This is a genomic window from Allobosea sp. OK403, assembly GCF_900113835.1.
GTDB lineage: Bacteria > Pseudomonadota > Alphaproteobacteria > Rhizobiales > Beijerinckiaceae > Allobosea.
Window position 1 is genome coordinate 12,766 of record NZ_FOQV01000014.1, and the last position, 18,660, is coordinate 31,425.

10 protein-coding genes are annotated in these 18,660 nt (G+C 66.5%); 3 read left to right on the top strand and 7 right to left on the bottom strand.

The annotated features are described in order from the left end of the window. Nucleotides 1-25 precede the first annotated feature (25 nt). Together BMZ97_RS27425 and BMZ97_RS27430 are read left to right on the top strand one after the other, a co-directional pair. A complete protein-coding gene (locus tag BMZ97_RS27425; protein WP_175525767.1) occupies nucleotides 26-1,423 on the top strand; it encodes a winged helix-turn-helix domain-containing protein in 1,398 nt (465 codons plus the stop codon). Between the two features lie 318 nt (nucleotides 1,424-1,741). Beyond that, on the top strand, nucleotides 1,742-9,520 hold the full coding sequence (locus BMZ97_RS27430) for an autotransporter-associated beta strand repeat-containing protein (RefSeq protein WP_175525768.1): 7,779 nt from the start codon (nucleotides 1,742-1,744) through the stop codon (nucleotides 9,518-9,520). 412 nt (nucleotides 9,521-9,932) lie between these two features. Here BMZ97_RS27430 and BMZ97_RS27435 read toward each other — a convergent pair whose 3' ends face one another. From BMZ97_RS27435 to BMZ97_RS27460, 6 genes are read right to left on the bottom strand one after another with little or no spacing between them, the layout of a single operon-like run. Further along, nucleotides 9,933-11,882, bottom strand: a complete 1,950-nt coding sequence (locus BMZ97_RS27435) for an aconitase family protein (protein WP_092177462.1) — start codon at nucleotides 11,880-11,882, stop codon at nucleotides 9,933-9,935. A gap of 6 nt (nucleotides 11,883-11,888) precedes the next feature. Beyond that, the gene (locus tag BMZ97_RS27440; protein WP_092177464.1) at nucleotides 11,889-12,740 is read right to left on the bottom strand and encodes an ABC transporter permease; all 852 of its coding nucleotides are present in this window, start codon (nucleotides 12,738-12,740) and stop codon (nucleotides 11,889-11,891) included. 2 nt (nucleotides 12,741-12,742) lie between these two features. Then, entirely contained in the window at nucleotides 12,743-13,561 is an 819-nt protein-coding gene (locus BMZ97_RS27445; protein ID WP_244546632.1) for an ABC transporter ATP-binding protein, read from the bottom strand. Between the two features lie 25 nt (nucleotides 13,562-13,586). Continuing rightward, entirely contained in the window at nucleotides 13,587-14,633 is a 1,047-nt protein-coding gene (locus BMZ97_RS27450; RefSeq protein WP_092177468.1) for an ABC transporter substrate-binding protein, read from the bottom strand. A 21-nt stretch (nucleotides 14,634-14,654) separates the two neighbouring features. Further along, on the bottom strand, nucleotides 14,655-15,806 hold the full coding sequence (locus tag BMZ97_RS27455; RefSeq protein WP_092177470.1) for a CaiB/BaiF CoA transferase family protein: 1,152 nt from the start codon (nucleotides 15,804-15,806) through the stop codon (nucleotides 14,655-14,657). Further along, nucleotides 15,803-16,729 (bottom strand): hydroxymethylglutaryl-CoA lyase, encoded by a 927-nt coding sequence (locus BMZ97_RS27460; protein ID WP_092177472.1) that lies wholly within the window; start codon nucleotides 16,727-16,729, stop codon nucleotides 15,803-15,805. The genes BMZ97_RS27455 and BMZ97_RS27460 overlap by 4 nt, the downstream gene beginning before the upstream one ends. 133 nt (nucleotides 16,730-16,862) lie before the next feature. On the opposite strand from BMZ97_RS27460, the gene BMZ97_RS27465 reads away from it, so the two are divergent. Next, complete coding sequence (locus tag BMZ97_RS27465; protein ID WP_175525769.1) at nucleotides 16,863-17,750, top strand: GntR family transcriptional regulator; 888 nt, start codon at nucleotides 16,863-16,865, stop codon at nucleotides 17,748-17,750. A gap of 142 nt (nucleotides 17,751-17,892) precedes the next feature. On the opposite strand, the gene BMZ97_RS27470 is transcribed toward BMZ97_RS27465, so the two are convergent. Then, nucleotides 17,893-18,591 carry a cyclic nucleotide-binding domain-containing protein gene (locus BMZ97_RS27470; RefSeq protein ID WP_092177476.1) on the bottom strand — a complete coding sequence of 233 codons (699 nt, stop codon included), beginning with the start codon at nucleotides 18,589-18,591 and terminating at the stop codon, nucleotides 17,893-17,895. Nucleotides 18,592-18,660: the final 69 nt, after the last annotated feature.

An 18,660-nucleotide genomic window follows, 5' to 3' on the forward strand; every position in this document is an offset into this window, starting at 1 on the left:
CAGGTTCGCCCCCTGCCCGGCCGCCTTGGGCAGCGGGGAATCTGTTTTGGTGGGGACTGACCAACTGGAAACGCCGCGCAGGCTCCTGGCCTTCGATGGCTTCATCCTCGACCTCACGCGCGGGGTTTTGACTGCTGAGGCGCGGGAGGTGGTGCTGCGCCCCAAGACCACGGCAGTGCTTGCGCATCTGCTCGCACATGCCGGTGAGATCGTGTCGCGTGAGACCTTGCTCACGGTCGTCTGGGGCGATGTTGCCGTCTCGGACGATAGCCTGACGCAATGCGTTTCGGAAATCCGGCGCGCGCTGGGAACGGCCCAGGCGGAGATGCTGCAGACCCATGCGCGGCGGGGCTATGTGATGGCGACGCGGTTGCGCCCGGTCGCGCCAGCCGCCGATCCGTCAGCGCTGCCCATCCCGGGTGCCGGCCCCAATGGCGCAATGCCGCCCGGCTCGGAAGCAGCGATGCAGGCCACCGCTCGACCGCGCAGCCGCATGGTCTGGGCCGCCCTTGTCATGGGTGGCTTCGCCCTTGTCGTGGGAGGCTTGGGTCTCGTGTTTTCGGCCACCACCTGGATCAGCGCAAACCGCCTGCCTGCTCCGGCAGCGCCGTCCGTCGTGGCGGAGCCCTCCTCTTGGGACGAGGGGCAGCGTCTGGTGCTGGAAGGGCGCATCGCCCAGCAGGGCGGCGGCACGTATGAGGAACGCCTGCGTGCGAGCCTGCCGCTGTTCCTGCGCGCGCTCGCGGTCGAACCGCGCCTGGCGGAAGCGGCGTCCGAGGCGGCCTTCGTCCATACGAATCTGCGCACCAACGGTAGCAGTCGAGACCCGGAGCTGGACTTACGCGAGGCGGAGCGCCTGGCCGCCCTGGCGATGGCCGCAATGCCTGAGGCGTCCCTTTCGCTATCGTCCCAGGCGGCCGTCCTGCGGCAGCAGCGCCGCTTCGCCGAGGCCATCGTTTTCTACGAGCGCGCTGGCGCAAACCCCGTCCGAGTCGTGGACCGTGCCAATGTCGGGATCATGCATCTGATGCTGGGCGACGCCGAATCCGCCCAGCCGCCGCTGCGCGCCGCCTTGCTGGAAAGCCCGCTTCACCGGTTCGCGGCGACATGGCGGGTCTATCTCGGCTTGGCGAAGCTGATGACGGGGCACCCGGACGAGGCAGCCGATGATTTTCTGACGTCGACCGGGCTCAATCTCCCAACTGAGGAACGGCTTTTTTATCGCCTGGTTGCGCTGCATGGCGCCGGCCGCCTGGCCGAAGCGCAGGCGCTCGATACCAATCTGCGGCAGCGGGACCTGGCGCTCCTGGCGCGTCCGCTGCGGGCGCTTGGCATGTCGGACGAGGCCGCCTATCGCACCCGTTTCGAGAGGGCGGTGCTGGCCCCGCTGCACCGGATGGGCTGGGTCCAAATTGGCCGTTAGAGCGCTCTCGAAAGCGTCGAGGACAAGCCTCACCCGTCGCGTTTCGGGTAAATTTCGGATGTTTTTCGTTCGGGTTTCAGGACGGACGCCGCCAGGTCTGCCTAGTTCCGCGCAGGGGTCATCTCGCCCTGCCGAAGACCTCGCCATGAAGAGCGCCACGGCCCGCCTGAAACTGTAGCCCCGCTTAACGGGTCCACGCACGACCGGCACTGCAAAGGCCGGGACCTTCAAACGCGATATCTGGGCTGCGGGGAATTTGTTTTGGTCTGTATTCTGGTCTCATCGGGCAGCATTCTTTCACGCAGCGATCGTCGAGGCGTGAATGCCTCGGAACGTCATCGCGGCCTGCTTCGCGCCACCGCGCTCGTCGGTCTCATGTCACTCGTCCAGGTCGCCGGACTGACGGTTTACCCCGTTCCGGCCGCCGCCGAAGGTGGCGACGGCGGCTCTAGCGGGGTCTTTGGCGGCAACGGTGGGGCTGCCGGCCAAGCGGGGGCGGACGGAATCTGCGGCTCTTGCGTAGCAGCGGGTAACATATCGGGCGGCGGCGGCGGCGGGGGCGGCGGTATCGGGAATACGGTCGGTGGCGCCGGCGGCCAAGGCGGTATTGGCGATGCTCCCGGTGACATAGGTGGCACCGGTGGCGTGGCCGGCACGGCTGGTGGGGCTGGCGGAGCAGGAGGCACAGGTACGCAATTCGGGGAAGGCGGCGGCGGCGGTGGCGGCGGTGGCGGCGCCATCGGCTCGACGATCGCGGGACCGGCCACGATCCTCGCTCCCGTGTCCGCCGGATTCGGCGGAGCGGGCGGCGCCGGCGGCGTAAGCGCGATGCCTGGCTCAGCTCAAACCACTGGCGGCGGCGGCGGCGGCGGTGCCGGCGGTATCGGACTTCTGGTGACGGGGGCTGCATCCATCAGCAACCTCTCCACCATCACCGGCGGTGCCGGCGGGGCAGGCGGCGCTCCTGGAGCGGCGACCGGCGGGGAGACTTCCGGCTATGGCGGCCAAGGTGGCGATGGCGGGGTCGGCCTCAAGTTCGCGGCTTCGGGTTCGACACTGACGAACAGCGGAACCATCACAGGTGGTGCCGGTGGCCCCAACGGCGCGAACAGCTTCGCCGGCATCCCCTTCGGCGGCGCCGGCGTCAGCGGTGCCAACCTGACTATCGTCAATAGCGGAACCATCGCCGGTGGCGTGAATCAACTCGGCAACACCAGCTCTGCGATTGAATTCACAGGTGGCGCCAACACGCTGACCCTCCTGCCGGGCTGGGTTCTGACCGGCGCCATCAGCGTCAGCGGCAGCGTGACGTTCAATCAGTCCTTCAATACCAATGTGGCCTCAAAGGTCACGGGTGATGGGGCGGTCATTCAGAATGGGACCGGAACCCTGACGCTGTCAGGGATAAACAACTACAGCGGTGGCACGACGATTTCGGGCGGTACGCTGGCCATAACGAATGTCTTGTCGGTCAGCAGCGAGCTCATCACGCTCGATGGTGGGACGTTCCAGGCTGCCGCTGCTGGTCTCTATATGACCAATGCCGTCGCGATCAACACGACCAACGGCACGGTCGACACGCAGGCGAACACTCTCACGCTCGCCCGAATCATTGCTGATGGCAACGGCTCCGGCGCGCTCAGCAAGAGCGGATCCGGCCGGTTGGTGCTGGGCGGTGTGAATACCTTTAGCGGTCTCACCTCGATCAATGAGGGCACGCTGGCGCTTGGCGTGGTGGGCGCTTGTAATGGCTTTTTCTGTTTTGCCGACGCATTCGGCAGCGTCGCGGCCTCGAGCGGCGTTGTCATAGCAGCGGGTGCGGTGTTCGACCTTTCCAATGCTCACGAACTTTCGGAGGCCCTCGGCACGACCATCAAGTCGCTGGCGGGTACTGGAACCGTGGTGCTCGGCTCCGGCACGCTCGCCCTGTCGAACGCAGCCGGCACGTTCGGCGGCGCGATCAACGGAGCTGGCGGGCTGACGCTGACGGCAGGCACCCAAACCCTGACCGGGAGCAATGGCTATACCGGCGCGACCACCCTCAACGGTGGCACGCTGGCGCTGAGCGGTGCCGGCAGCATCGCGGCTTCGAGCGGCGTGATCACCGCAGCGGGCGCGGTGCTTGATATCTCCGCTGCGACGGGCGGCGGCGCGACCATCCAGTCGCTGGGTGGCACTGGCGGCACCGTGACGCTCGGCACCAAGACGCTGACGCTGTCGAACGCCACTGCCGGCTTCTTTGACCCCTCCGGCACATTCGCCGGCGCCATCAATGGAACCGGCGGGCTGACGCTGACGGCCGGCAGCGAAGCTCTGTTCGGGAACAATGGCTATACCGGCGCGACGACCATCAATGGCGGCGTTCTGGCTATCGCCGGCAATGGCAGCATCGCCGCGTCCAGCGGCGTGAACCTTGCGGCCAATGCGGGGCTCGACTTCACTTGGACGAACTCCGGCGTGACTCTCCAGGCGCTGGCCGGCGCTGGAGGCACCGTGACGCTCGGTTCGCACACGCTGACCCTTTCAAACGCCTCGGGAACGTTCGGCGGCGCGATTATGGATACGGGCGGGGTGACGCTTGCGGCCGGCACGCAGATTCTCTCCGGCACGAACACCTATACCGGTGCGACCATGATCGACGGCGGCACGCTGGCGCTGAGTGGGGCCGGCAGCATCGCGGCCTCGAGCGGCGTGAGCATGGCATCGGGCGCGGTCCTTGATATTTCCGCTTCGACAGGCGGCGGAGCGACGATCAAGTCACTGGCCGGTACCGATGGCAGCGTGACGCTCGGCACCAGGACGCTGACGCTCTCGAACGCCTCAGGCACATTTGGCGGCGCGATTGCTGGAGGTGGCGGGCTGACGCTGACGGCCGGGACCGAGAGCCTGACCGGGAGCCAGGGCTATTCGGGCGCGACCACGATCAATGGCGGCACGCTGGCGCTGAGCGGCGCCGGCAGCATCGCCGCATCGAGCGGCGTGAGCACGGCAGCGGGTGCGGTGCTTGATCTGTCCGCTTCGACAGGCGGTGGCGCCACGATCAAGTCGCTGGCCGGCACCGGCGGCAGCGTGACGCTCGGCACCAGGACGCTGACGCTCTCGAACGCCTCAGGCACATTTGGCGGCGGCATCAATGGCAGCGGCGGGCTGGCACTCTCGGCCGGGACCGAGACCCTGACCGGGAGCCAGGGCTATTCGGGCGCGACCACCATCAATGGTGGCACGCTGGCGCTGAGCGGTGCCGGCAGCATTGCGGCCTCGAGCGGCGTGAGCACGGCCGCGGGCGCATTCCTAGATATTTCCGCTTCAACAGGCGGTGGTGGCGCCATCAGGTCGCTGGCCGGCACCGGCGGCAGCGTGACGCTCGGCACCAAGACGCTGACGCTGTCGAACGCCTCGGGCACATTTGGCGGTGCGATCAATGGCAGCGGCGGGTTGGCGCTCACGGCCGGCACCGAGACCCTGACCGGGAGCCAGGGCTATTCGGGCGCGACCACCGTCAATGGTGGCACGCTGGCGCTGAGCGGTGCCGGCAGCATTGCGGCCTCGAGCGGCGTGAGCACGGCCGCGGGCGCGTCCTTTGATATTTCCGCTTCGACAGGCGGTGGCGCAACGATCAAGTCGCTGGCCGGCACCGGCGGCAGCGTGGCGCTCGGCACCAGGACGCTGACGCTGTCTAACGCGTCAGGCACGTTTGGCGGCGTCTTTGTCGGAAGCGGCGGGCTGACGCTGACGGCAGGCACACAGACCCTGACCGGGAACAGCTCGGCTTTCACAGGCACGGCCACTATCAATTCCGGCAGGCTGCTGATGGGCGCGAGCGGAACGCTCGGCAACGGCGCGGCCGCCGTCAACGTCAACAATGGCGGCACGCTGGGCGGAACCGGCACGGTCGGCGGCAATGTCGCGGTCAATGCAGGCGGCACCCTGTCCGCGGGCTTCAGCCCGGGGACACTGACCATCACCGGCAATCTGGTTCAGGATACTGGCGCGATCAGCACTTTCGAGCTCGGGCAGTCCGGTGTCGTTGGCGGTGCGAGCAATGATTTCGTGAATGTCGGCGGCAATCTGTCGATGGGCGGCACGCTCAACCTCAATGCTGCCACGGCAGGCTGGTACCGCCTTTACGAGGTGGCGGGAACGATCTCGGGATCCTACGGCACCGTCAATTCCGGCGCGTTGACCAATACGATCTACGCGACGATTCCGAACCAGCTGAATGTGCTGCTGGCCGGGGCCGGTCAGATCGTTCAATTCTGGGATGGCACTGACACGACCGGCAACGGAGCCGTCAATGGCGGCACCGGCTCCTGGAGCGCCGCCAACACCAACATGACCTCGCAACCGGGCGCTGGGATCAACGACCAGTGGCGTGGCGGCGTCGGCGTTTTTGCGGGCGTGGCGGGAACAGTCACCGTCGCTGGCACGCAGAGCATCCAGGGCCTGCAATTCACGGTCGACGGCTATTCGCTGGTCGGCGGAACCTTGAACCTGACCGGCGATCCCTTCAGCGATCCGACCAGGAGTTTCATCACGACCGATGCAGGCGTCACGGCGACGATCGGCTCGACCATCGCCGGCACCGGCATCGGCCTGACCAAGCAGGGCGCCGGCACGCTCGTCCTGACCGGCGCCAATAGCTATGATGGCGGCACCACGATCAACGCCGGCACCTTGCGAATCGGCGATGGCGGCACCACCGGCTCGATTATCGGCGATGTCACCAACAACGCTGTCCTTGCGATCAACCGTTCGGACACGCTGACCTTCGCCAGTATCGTGTCCGGCACCGGCGCCCTGCATCAGAACGGCACCGGCACGCTCATCCTGACCGGCGCCAACAGCTATACCGGCGGCACCACGATCAGCGCCGGCACCTTGCAGATCGGCGACGGCGGCACCATCGGCTCGATCGTCGGCGATGTCACCGACAATGCGATCCTTGCGGTCAACCGCTCGGACACGCTGACCTTTGCCGGTGTCGTCTCCGGCAGCGGCGCGCTGCAGCAGAACGGCATTGGCACGCTCATCCTGACCGGCACCAACACTTACACAGGCGGCACCGCAATCAATGCCGGCACCTTGCAGCTCGGCAATGGCGGCACCACCGGCTCGATTATCGGCGATGTCAGCAACAACGCGATCCTTGCGGTCAACCGCACGGACGCACTGACCTTTGCCGGTGTCGTTTCCGGCACCGGCGCATTGCAGCAGAACGGCAGCGGTACGCTCATCCTGACCGGCGCCAGCAGCTATACCGGCGGCACCATGATCAATGCCGGCACCTTGCAGATCGGCAATGGCGGCACCACCGGTTCGATTGCCGGCGATGTCACCGACAACGCGATCCTTGCGGTCAACCGCACGGACACGCTGACCTTCGCCAATATCGTGTCCGGCACCGGCGCACTGCATCAGAACGGCAGCGGCACGCTCATCCTGACCGGCGCCAGCAGCTATGATGGCGGCACCACGATCAGCGCCGGCACCTTGCAGATCGGCAATGGCGGCACAACCGGCTCGATTATCGGCGATATCGCCAACAACGCTGTCCTTGCGGTCAACCGCACGGACACGCTGACCTTTGCCGGTGTCGTGTCCGGCACCGGCGCATTGCAGCAAAACGGCAGCGGCACGCTCATCCTGACCGGCGCCAGCAACTATACCGGCGGCACCACGATCAATGCCGGCACCTTGCAGCTCGGCAATGGCGGCACCACCGGCTCGATTGCCGGCAATGTCGCCGACAACGCGATCCTTGCGGTCAATCGCTCGGACACGCTGACCTTTGCCGGTGTCGTCTCCGGCAGCGGCGCGCTGCATCAGAACGGCAGCGGCACGCTCATCCTGACCGGCACCAACACTTACACAGGCGGCACCATGATCAATGCCGGCACCTTGCAGATCGGCAATGGCGGCACCACGGGCTCGATCGCGAGCAATGTCACCAACAGCGCGATCCTTGCGGTCAGCCGCTCGGACGCGCTGACGCTGCCCGGCGATATCTCGGGCACCGGCGCGCTGCAGCAGAACGGCACCGGCGTCACCACGCTGGCGGGCGCGGCGAGCTATCTCGGCGCAACAGTGGTCAATGCCGGTACGCTGCGGGCGAATGCAGCCAACCGGTTCAGCGCCGCGAGCGCGGTCACGATCGCAGCCAGCGCCGCCCTCGACGCCAACGGCTTCGATCAGGCCATCGCCTCGCTCGCGGGCGCGGGCAATGTGGCGCTCGGCGCCGGGCGATTGACCCTCGCCAACGCCGCATCCACCACATTTTCCGGTACGATCGCCGGCAGCGGCGGGCTAACGCTCGCCGCCGGCACGCAAACCCTGTCGGGCGTCAGCAGCTATACCGGCGCGACCGCGATCAATGGCGGCAAGCTGATCGTCAACGGCTCGATCCTCGCGTCGTCCGGCGTCACCGTGGCAGCCGGCGCCTCGATCGGCGGCTCGGGCCAGCTGCCCTCGCTGACCATAAGTGGCACGGTCTCGCCCGGGAACTCGCCGGGCACGCTGACGGTGAACGGCAATCTCGTGCTGGGGGCGGGCTCGACCTATCTTGCCGAGATTCAGGGCGCGGTGTCCGACCGAATCAATGTCACCGGCACCGCCTCGCTCGCCGGCACGCTGCGGCTGGTGCCGCTGGGCGGCGCCTTTCTGTTCACGACGCCCTACACGCTGCTTTCGGCGGCAGGCGGGCGGACCGGCAGCTTCAGCCCGGTCGATACGACAGGTGTCTTCGGCGACGGCGTCACCACCAGCGTCGCCTATACCGCGACCGAGGTGCAGCTGACCCTGACGTCAAAGCCGCTGGCGCCGATCGTTGCCGATCCCACCCCGACGCCAGCCCCGGATCCTGGTTTGGGCCAACCAGGCTCGGGCCAACCAGGCTCGGGGCAACCAGGCTTGGGCCGCTCGACCAATGCCTATGCCGTGGCACGGGGCATCGACGCGGCAGTGGCGAACGGCGCCGATCCGTCTGTGCTCTTCGCGATCTACAACCTGCCGGCGGCCGCGATTCCCGGCGCCGTGAACCAGCTCTCCGGCGAGGCCCACACTGCCGCGCCAGCCATGGCCAACAGCGCGGCGGGGCAGTTCCTGCGCACCATGCTCGACAGCTCCGCCACCGGGCGGCTCGCGAACGGCCCCGCGGGTGCAGCCGGCTTCACCGCCGATCTGCCATCGCGGCAGGACACGTCAAGGCAAGACGGGCCGGTACGGGCGAGCCTCGACCCGGCGCGCTTCTCGCTCTGGGGCGCGAGCTTCGGCTCGACCGGGCGCACCGACGGCGACAGGGCCGTGGGCACGGCGAACCGCAACCTCTCCGACGGCCATCTCGTTGTCGGCGCCGATATCCGGCTGGGCAGCAACACGGTGGTGGGCGCCGCGGTCTCGGGCGGCCAGTCGCGCGCCTCGCTTTCAGGCGGGCTCGGCAAGGCGCAGGCCGACGTCTTCCAGGCCGGCCTCTATGGCCGCACTGTCCTCGGTCCGGTCAATCTCGGCGCGGCGCTCGGCTATTCCAGGCTCGACACCGATACCAACCGCGCCATTCCCGCCCTCGCCCGCAGCGGCGTCGCCGCCTCCTATGTCACGCAGGCGTGGAGCGGGCGGATCGAGGCAAGTCTCCCGATGGCGACTGTCCCGATGGCAGGTTGGGGCGGGATCATTGTCGCGCCCTTCGCCGCGTTCCAGGCAGTGCAGGCCAGAAGCCCTGCCGCTGTCGAGCGCGACAAGGCCGGCGCAACAGCAGGCATGCTGACGCTAGCCCGGCGCTCCGACATGACCAGCCGCAGCGAGCTCGGCCTCCAGCTCGACGCCACGCTGATGCTCGGCGCGACCCCGGTCACCGGCTTCGTCCGCGCCGCCTGGGCGCGCTACTACCAGCGCGATGCGGAGCTCACCGCCTCGATCAACGGGCTTGCCGGTGCGAGCTTCAGCGTCACGGGAGCGAAGCCGGACCGCAACGCAGCCCTGCTCTCCGCGGGGGCCGACATCAAGCTCAGCCCCAGCGTCAGCCTCGGCATGCGCCTCGACTCCGAACTCGCGGCAAACACCCGCCGCATCGGCGGCACCGCCCAGTTGAGGGTCAGCTTCTGAGCTCAGCGATGCTGCTCTCCTGCCCCGGCTTGCCTGTCGCTGCGCCATGGCCCTCGCCCGGCTCAGCGTTCAGCGCGATGGCGCGCCTCACTTCGGCGAGTTGGTCGCCCGCGACAGCAGACGACGCCTGCGGAAGCAGCGGTATCGTAGTAGGTAAAGCCGGTCCCGCTATCGCGGCGTCCCTTCGAGAGAACGCCCATGCCGGCAGCCTTGCCCTGCGCTTCGGCAGCCCAGGCCGCGAAGCCCTGCGCGCTCGTCATGCCCGAGACGGGCTTGCGCGAAAGCCGCTTTGCCCGATGCCGACGCTACGCCATGAGCCGACATCGGCATCACTCCGGAAACCGGACCTTCGCCACCATCCCCGGGCTGGGTGAGCGCCTTGCGCAAGCAGTCGCCCGGCTCGACCAGACAATCAGGACAAATTCACACGGGCCTTGAGCTCACCGAAAGAGATGATCTCTCCGGCAATCGCACTCGCCGCCACGGTTGGCGGGCTAGCCAGCCAGACCTTGCCGGGCCCGGACCGGCCTGGAAAATTGCGGTTGATCGCGCTGATCGTGACCTCGTCTTCGCTCGAGGAAACACCAGGGCCGCATTGGGCGCAGGCGCCGCAGGCGGGATTCAGCAGCTCGGCGCCGACCTGGCGAAAGGCTTCGAGATAACCGCGCTCCTCGCAATATCGGCGCACGGCGAGCGTGCCGAACTGGAGATAGAACGTCACCCCCTCCGGTACCTTGAGCCCACGCGCCGCCGCCCAGGACAGGACCTCGTGATATTGGTCGAAGTCATCGCGCTTGCCGGCCGTGCAGGAGCCGCCATAGGCGATGCCGACAGGCACCGGCTGGCTTAGATCGCCATAGGCGATGCCGTTGCCGGGATCGCCCGGCGCGGCGAGCATCGGCGTCAGCGACGAGCAATCGAGCGTCAGCGTCGCGGCATAGGGAGCGCCGGGATCGCTCCTCATCCAGTCCTCCAGCATGACATCGACGCCGCGGCGCTCCTTGATGAAGCGAACCGTCTCGGCATCGGGCGCGACAATGCCGGTGAAGCCGCCGAGTTCGGCCGTCATATTGGTCAGGGTCGCACGCTCGTCGACCGACATGGCGGTCGTGGCAGGCCCGGCGAACTCGAAGACCTTGCCGAGCCCGAGGCCGGCGCGGATGCGAGGCTCAGCCAGCAGCTTCAGGACGACATCCTTCGCCGTCACGCCGATGGGCAGCGCGCCATCGAGCGAAATCAGCAGGGTTTGCGGAACAGTGAGCCGCACTGCGCCCGTCATGAAGGCGTTCGCCATGTCGGTCGTCCCGACGCCGAAGGCGAGGCAGCCAACTGCGCCTGAATGCGGCGTGTGCGAATCCGTGCCGACGCAGATCTCGCCGGGCATGGCGTAGCTCTCCGCCATCATGGCGTGCGAAATGCCCTCCGAGCCCTCCTCGCCCGGCAGATAGCCATGATCCTTCAGGCCGTAGTCGCTGACGAATGCGCGGTGGCCCTGCGAGAGCCGGCGGATCGCCGGCAGCAGGTTGCGCCGCAGATGCGTCGGAGAGCGATGGGCATAGGAGTTGTGATCCTCAAAACAGAGGATCGACTCCGGCTCGTGGAGCCGCAGCGGCCGGCCATAATGGCGATGCAGCATATGGGCCGCCATCGCCGTGTAGATTTCGTGGATGAAGCGGAAACGCGCCCGCACGAAGCCGCCCGTGCCGGGCGCAGCGTCCCAATTCTGGCCGTCACGGCTGAGGATGTTGCGCGCGATGATCTTCTGGACGAGCGTTCGCGGCTCGATCGTCGGCGCCGCCAGCTGCGGTGAAAGACCCATCAGGTTGTTCTGGCCGTATCTCAGCAGGCCGCCAGCCGAGAGGATGTCCGCCGCCAGCATGTCGCGGCCCTCCAGCAGCTCGGCGAGCGGGATGGCCTCGCCCGCCTTGATCCTCTCGACCAGTCCGGGATCGGTCGCGGTGAACAGGCCGATATTGTCGCAGTTCTGGCGGTAGATCCGTTCGAAGCTCTCGGCGATGACCAGCCGGATTCCGGCCGTGTATTCGGCGAGCGGCGAATGCTCGCGCGAGGAGCCCTTGCCGTAGCGGCGGCCCGCGACAAGGATGCCGAACCCGCCGTCGCGAAGCCCGTCGAGCGGGATGGGATGCGTCTCGCCCGCGCGGAAGCCGGTATGCGCATGCCGGCCGATCTCATCGTCATAATGGACGAGAGACGGCAGCGGGGTGATCTCGTCGGTCGAGATGTCGTCGCGCAGCCGCCCGGCGCCTGCGCGATCAATGTCCTCTCCGCCGATCTGGCGCCCGACGATATCGGGGTCGATCGAAAGGAACAGGATGCGCCCGTCAAATCGGATCGCGTGCATGGCAGGTCAGCTCTGGCTTTCGAATTGCGGTTGCCAGCGCAGCAGATAGCTCTGCAGCTGGCGCACGATGGTCGCGAGCACGATGCCGACGACCATCATGACGAAGATCGCGACCATCATCTCGGCGGCATTGGCGCGGGCCTCGGCCTCGATGATCAGCTTGCCGAGACCGCGCTCGGCGCCGATGAACTCGCCGACGATGACGCCGATCAGGGCAAAGGAGACCGCAGGTGTCAGCGAGGCGAAGACCCAGGCCAGAGCTGAGGGCACGACCACGGTCCGCAGCACAGTCAGCTCCGAGGCTCCGAGCAGCCTTGCCGCCGCGATCTGGTCGCGATCGACGGCGCGGGTGCCTTCGAAGGTGTTGAAGAAGACCACGAAGAAGACGACGATCCAGGCGGTGACGATCTTCGACATGTCGCCGAGGCCGAACATCAGGATGATCAGCGGAACCAGCGCGATGCGCGGGACCGAATTCATCGCCACGACATAGGGCTGGAAAATTCGCGAGAGATAGTCCGAGCGCCCGAGGATCAGGCCGCAGAGCACGCCCGACGCAGTTCCGAGCGCAAAACCCCACCACATGTTCTTGAGCGTGACGAGCAGCGCCAGCCAGAGATTGTTGTCGTTGCGGGCAAAGCAGGCGCCGAAGCCCGCCGCATCCCCAAAGCAGCTCAATTTCAGGAAGCTGGTCCAGATCATCGACGGCTTGGAGACGAAATAGGGGTCGAGGATGCCGGGCACGAAGGGCTTGAGCGCGGCGACGCTGCGCAGGCCATAGCCCCACTCCCAGATTCCGAGAGCGACAGCGAGGATGCCGATCTGCCAGAATAAGACTTTCGCGGAGCTGTGTTTCATCATCAGTCCGCCTTGGTCCGCCGGAATTCTTCGCCGAGCGAATGCCAGATATGCGAGTAGAGCCGCCCGAATTCCGGCGTTTCCCGCAGCGAGACCGCGTCGCGCGGTCTGATGAAGGGAACCTCGAAATCCTCCTTGAGCCGGCCGGGCCGGGCAGAGAGCAGGATGATGCGGCTCGCCAGCGTCAGCGCCTCCCCGAGATCATGCGTGACGAACAGCACCGTCTGCCGCTCGCGCTCCCAGATCTCCAGCAGCGTCTTGTGCATTTCGAGCTTGGTATGGGTGTCGAGCGCGCCGAAAGGCTCATCCATCAACAGGATCTCGGGCTCCATGATCAGGGTGCGCATCAAGGCGACGCGCTGGCGCATCCCTCCCGAGAGCATGCGTGGGAACTTGCCGCCGAACCCCTCCAGCCCGGCCGTCGCGATGGCGCGTGTGACCTTGTCCTTGCGCTCGGCTGCACTGACGCCGGCAATTTCGAGCCCGTAGCCGATATTGGCTTCGACCGTGCGCCAGGGAAACACCGTATCGCGCTGGAAGACGTAGCCGACCTTGCGATTGACCTCGCCCAGCCTGACCTCATCCCGGTCGATGGCGATATCGCCGCCGCTGCGGGGGATCAGCCCGGCCACCATATTCAGAATCGTGCTCTTGCCGCACCCGGACGGCCCGAGCAGCGCGACGAATTCGCCTTGCCTGACCTCGAACGAGACCTTGTCGACCGCCATGACGCCGCTTTCACCGGAGCCGTAGCGCTTGTCGAGATTCTGGACGGTGATGCGGACGCGTTCGCTGGCCGCATTCACCGCTGCGAGTTTCATTCGCTGCGGCGCCCCGATCATGACGTCACTTGAACTTCGCCTGGGCGGCGTCGAGGAAGCTCATATCGACGATGTCCTCATACTTCGCCGGCGGGATGTCCGTGCCGGGCCGGTACCAGACCTTGCCACCCCGCTCGAAAGAAGCCTTGTCGATGCGCCCGTCATAGTCCCAGGTCTGCTTGTCGAAGCCGAGCTCCGCCTTGACGGCGTCGGGGTTCTGGCCGCCGAAGTATTTTTCGCCGACCAGTGCATAGACCTCGTCGATCGGCGTCGCCTTCACCCACTTCATCGCCTGGTACATCGCGTTGACGAAGGCCTGGACCGTGGGCTTCTCCTGCTCGCAGGTCTCGGCGAGCGCATAGATCACCAGGACGGGCACCGTGCCGCCATAGGCCGAGACGAAGACGCCCGGTTTCGAGGTATCGAAGATCGCCTTGCCGAAGCCCTTGGCCTCGGCCTCGATCACCCAGCCGGGCACCCCCATGATGGCGTCGAACTGCTTGGTCTCCAGCCCGGGCAGCATGGTGTTCAGCCCGCCGCCCGCGACCCAGGTGACCTTGTCGCCCAGCCCCTTCGCCTCGAAGGTGTAGGTGCCGTACATCCAGGTCCCGGAGCCGATCGCGGTCGCGGCGATGATCGGCTTGCCGCCATTGGGGCGCTTATAGGCAGCGAGCTTCTCGACACTGTCGATGCCCGCATCATAAAGGTCCCTGCGGACGACGATGTTGGCGATCGAGGAGATCATCTGCGTCGCCAGGATGATCTTGCAGGGCTTGCCGCGGGTCGAGAGCTGCAAGGGGTGGCTCGCATCGCCATGGGCGAAGAGCGCCTGGCCTGCGGCGAGCGTCTGGCGGCCATGGGTCCCGGCATTGCCGACAACGAGCTTGAAATCCAGCTTTTCGGCCTTGAAGAGGCCGCGCGCCTCCGCGATCCCGCCGAGCGCATAGACGGCCGTCGACGGGCCATAGGCGAGCGAGGCGATGCCTGCCTGCGCCCGGGCCATAGCAGGGATCAAGCCGGCTCCGACGAGGGAACAGCCACCGGCAAGCATGTGGCGGCGCGAGAAATCCATGATGTCCTCCCGAGACATTGACTATCGTGACGTGCCGGTTTTCCGGTCTTGCAGTTCCGCCAGAACCTCTTGCGTGTGTTGGCCGACGGCTGGCGGATCGCGGCGCTTCTTCAGCCTCTGGCCGTTGAAAGTGAAGGGAAGCGCCGGCGTCTTCACCTTGCGCCCGTCATTCAGGGTGAGTTCGAGCAGGCCTTCCGATGCGTTGAGATGCGGATCGTCGAAGAGATCGCCCGGCCTGTTCACCGGCGCGAAGGGCAGGCCGAGACGCTCGAGGATAGGGCACAGCTGGGCAATTTCGTACCCGGCAATGATCGCCGCGATCTCCGGAATGATCCAGCTGCGGTTGTCGACCCGGCCCTGGCTGGTCGCCAGGCGAGGGTCGTCCAGCCAGGCTTCGCGCCCGAATGCGCGACAGAACCCGTCCCAGTGCTCCTCCCCGACGATCGAGACGAAGATCTTCTCGCCGCCCCTCGTGTCGAAGAGGTCGTAGACGGGCCAGGGCGATTCCTTGACCGACCAAGGGATCGAGCGCTCGCCGGTGACGCTCTCGAACATCATTGCCTGCGCCATCAGGAAGACGTTGTTCTCGAACAGCGCGCTCTGGATATATGCGCCCTTGCCGGTGCGGGCGCGTTGCGCCAGCGCAGCCTGGATGGCGATGACGCCGAACATGCCGCCCATGATGTCGTTGACGGAGGCACCTGCGCGCATGGGCTTGCCCGGCAGGCCGGTCATGAAGGCGAGCCCCCCCATCATCTGGACGACCTCGTCGAGCGCCAGCCGGTTCTCATAAGGGCCCGGCAGATAGCCCTTCAGCGAGCAGTAGATCAGCCCTGGAGCCTCGGAGGCCAGCGAGGCATAGTCCAGCCCGTAGCGGCCAAGCAGGCCGGGGCGGAAATTCTCGATCAGGACATCGGCGTCGATGATGAGCTTGCGCGCGGTCGCCTGCCCCTCCTCCGTGGTGGTGTCGATGACGACGCTGCGCTTGTTGCGGCTATAGGTGTTGAAGAAGCCCGAGGCGACGCTCTTGAAGTAGCGCGTCCGGTCGCCCTTGGGCGGCTCGACCTTGACGACGTCGGCGCCCAGATCGGCCAGGATCATCCCGCAGGACGGCCCCATGACCATCTGCGAGAACTCGATGACGCGAACGCCCTCCAGCGGCAGCGCGTTCATGCCGCGACCCCGTAGACTTTCGGCAGCCCCGCTTCGCGGAGATGGCTCCTGATCCGCTCCTCCGGCAAGGCGGCTGCGAGGATCTCCGTCGCCGCCAGCAGCCGGCCGAGATCGACGCCTGTCCTCAGGCCCATCTGTTCCAGCATGAAGACCAGGTCCTCGGTCGCGATATTGCCGGAGGCGCCGGGTGCGAACGGGCAGCCGCCGAGACCACCGCAAGCGGCGTCGAAGGTGGTGACGCCGGCTTCCAGCCCGGCGAGCACATTGGCGAGGCCGAGCCCCATCGTGTCGTGGAAGTGCAGGCGGATCGGCATGTTTGGGCCGACGGCTCCACGGACAGCCTTGACCAGCGAGCGCACGAGAGTGGGATCGGCATATCCGACGGTGTCAGCAAGGCCGATCTCATCGACGCCGCGCGCCACGAGCAGCTCCGCGACATGGCAGACGTCGCGCTGCGCCACCCGCCCCTCGATCGAGCAGCCGAAGGCGGTCGGAATTCCGCCCATCACATGCGGCCGCGTGCCCTCGCGCGCCCTAGCCTGCAAGACGATGCTGCCGACGATCTCGGCCTGCTCATCACGGGAGCGGCGGGTGTTGGCCATGCTGTGGCTGTGGCTGGCCGAGACGATGCAATAGAGCATCTGCGCGCCCGCTGCGATGGCGCGCTCGGCACCCTTGGCATTGGGCACGAGTGCGCCGACCCGCCATTGCGCGCTCGCGGCCCGGGCGGCCGGCACGATCTCGGCGGCATCAGCGAATTGTGGGAAGGCCTGCGGTGGCACGAAGCTCGTCGCGTCGATCTCCGGAAATCCGCATTGCGCCAGCGCTGCGATCCACGCGCGCTTGGTTGCCGTGGGCATGACCTGCCGGACGAGTTGGAGACCGTCGCGAGGCCCGACCTCGCAGATGTGAACGTCGCGCATGACCACCCTAGAGACGTTTATTTTGTTATTTGTCGCATAGAAATACAAAATGACCGATTGGATTGTCAACGGGGGGCTGATAGCTGTTTCCCTTGGAAAGAGCGGGAGCGCGTTGAGGCGGCGCGAGGCGGATATGAGCGAGATTGAGCCGATTTCGGCCAAAACGATGGAGTTGGCCGGCCAGATCGTCGAGATTGCGCGCAGCGAGAATGTCCGGCGCGGCGACAGGCTCTACGAACACCGGTTGGCTAATCGGCTCGGCGTCTCGCGCGGGCCGGTTCGCGCGGCCCTGCGTTCGCTCGCCCAGTCCGGCCTCGCCGAGGCGGTTCCCAATAAAGGCTTCGTGCTGGCGCAGGATCTCGACTCCGAGATCGCGCTGAGGGCGCTCCGAGCCGGCGACACCAGCGAGGCGGCTTACCTCGCCATTGCCAATGACCGGCTGACGGGCGCGCTACCCGATACCGTCAGTGAAGCCGAGCTGATGCGTCGCTATGATCTGAAGCGCGCCGAGCTCTTGCGCCTGCTCGACCGGATCGCTGCGGAGGGCTGGGTGGAGCGCCTGCGCGGTTATGGCTGGAAGTTCACCCAGACGCTCAACAGCCCCTTGGCCTATGCCCAGACCGGGCGGCTGCGCATGATGATCGAGCCTGGCGGCATCCTTGAGCCGACCTTCCAGTGGAACGCGGAATTGATGGGACCGGTGCGCGAGCATCAGAAGCGGGTGCAGGCCGATGGCATGCGCGTCTTCACCCTCTCGGAAATGTTCCGGTTCGGCTGCGAGGTCCATGAAGCCATCGCCGAATGCTCGGGCAATGCCTTCCTGGTCGAGACGCTTCGACGCATCAACCGCGTTCGCCGCCTCTTTGCCTACAAGTTCATCCCCGACCTCCAGATGGTCGAACAGCACACGCATGAGCACCTGCAGCTGCTCGACTTGCTGGAAAAAGGCGACCGCGCCGAGGCCGCCGCGCTCATGCGCAGCCACCTTCATTGGAGCGGAGGTGGCGATCAGATCGCCTGAAGCGCAGCTGTCGCGCATTCCTGCCAGGTCCTCTTGCTTGCCAAGTCACGCTTGCCAGATCTTGCTTAATTGGATGGCTTATATGGCGCCCACGGCAGGATCGGGCGTCCTTGCCGGAGCGAGCCCGGCCAATTCCGGGCAGTCAGGCCGACGGGCCGTCGATTGTCTGCGAGGGCTGGGCCAATACCAGCAAGGCTTCGCGGTCGCGGATTTCGATTGCCGGGCCGGACACGGCGACCCCGTAAGGGATCAGGGCCGAGATCGAGCGCGACAGAACCTCCGGGGCCATGCCCAGGCGCGCGGCCAGCACCTTCTTGTCGAAAGGCAGGGTGAAGCGGCCGCTCTGGCCGGTTTCGAGATCGTGGCTCAGCAGCCAGTTCGCGAGCCGCTCCAGGCTGGAGCGGAGCTTCTGGTTCTTCAACTCGCGCACGACGCCGCGATAGGCCATCGCCAGGTCCAGCGCCAAGGTTCGCGCGAAGGCGGCATCCTCGGCGAAGACCCGGCGCACCATCTCCGCCGGAATCAGCAGGACGCGCGAGGGAGCCAGCGTCCGGGCCGACTTCAGATAGACCCGGTCACTGATCACCGCCGCGACGATGAAGCCGTGCCCGGGCCCGACGATCGATATCGTCGTCTCCCGGTCGCGATAGGCGGAATACATCTCGATCTGGCCGTCGATGACGACATGCAGGAAATCGGCGGGATCTCCCTCCCGCGCCAATTCGACATGCGCGGGAAAGCGCTGCAGGAACGAAGCCCGCAGCATCATCTCGGCATGTGCCGGGCTCACGCCGTCGAACAGCCGAATCGTGCGCATCTCCTCGATTTCGTCGTTGCGCATGTCCAATCCCTGTCGCGTGGCGATACAAGTCGCAACTTGATTAATATCAAGAATACGAGCCGTTGATCA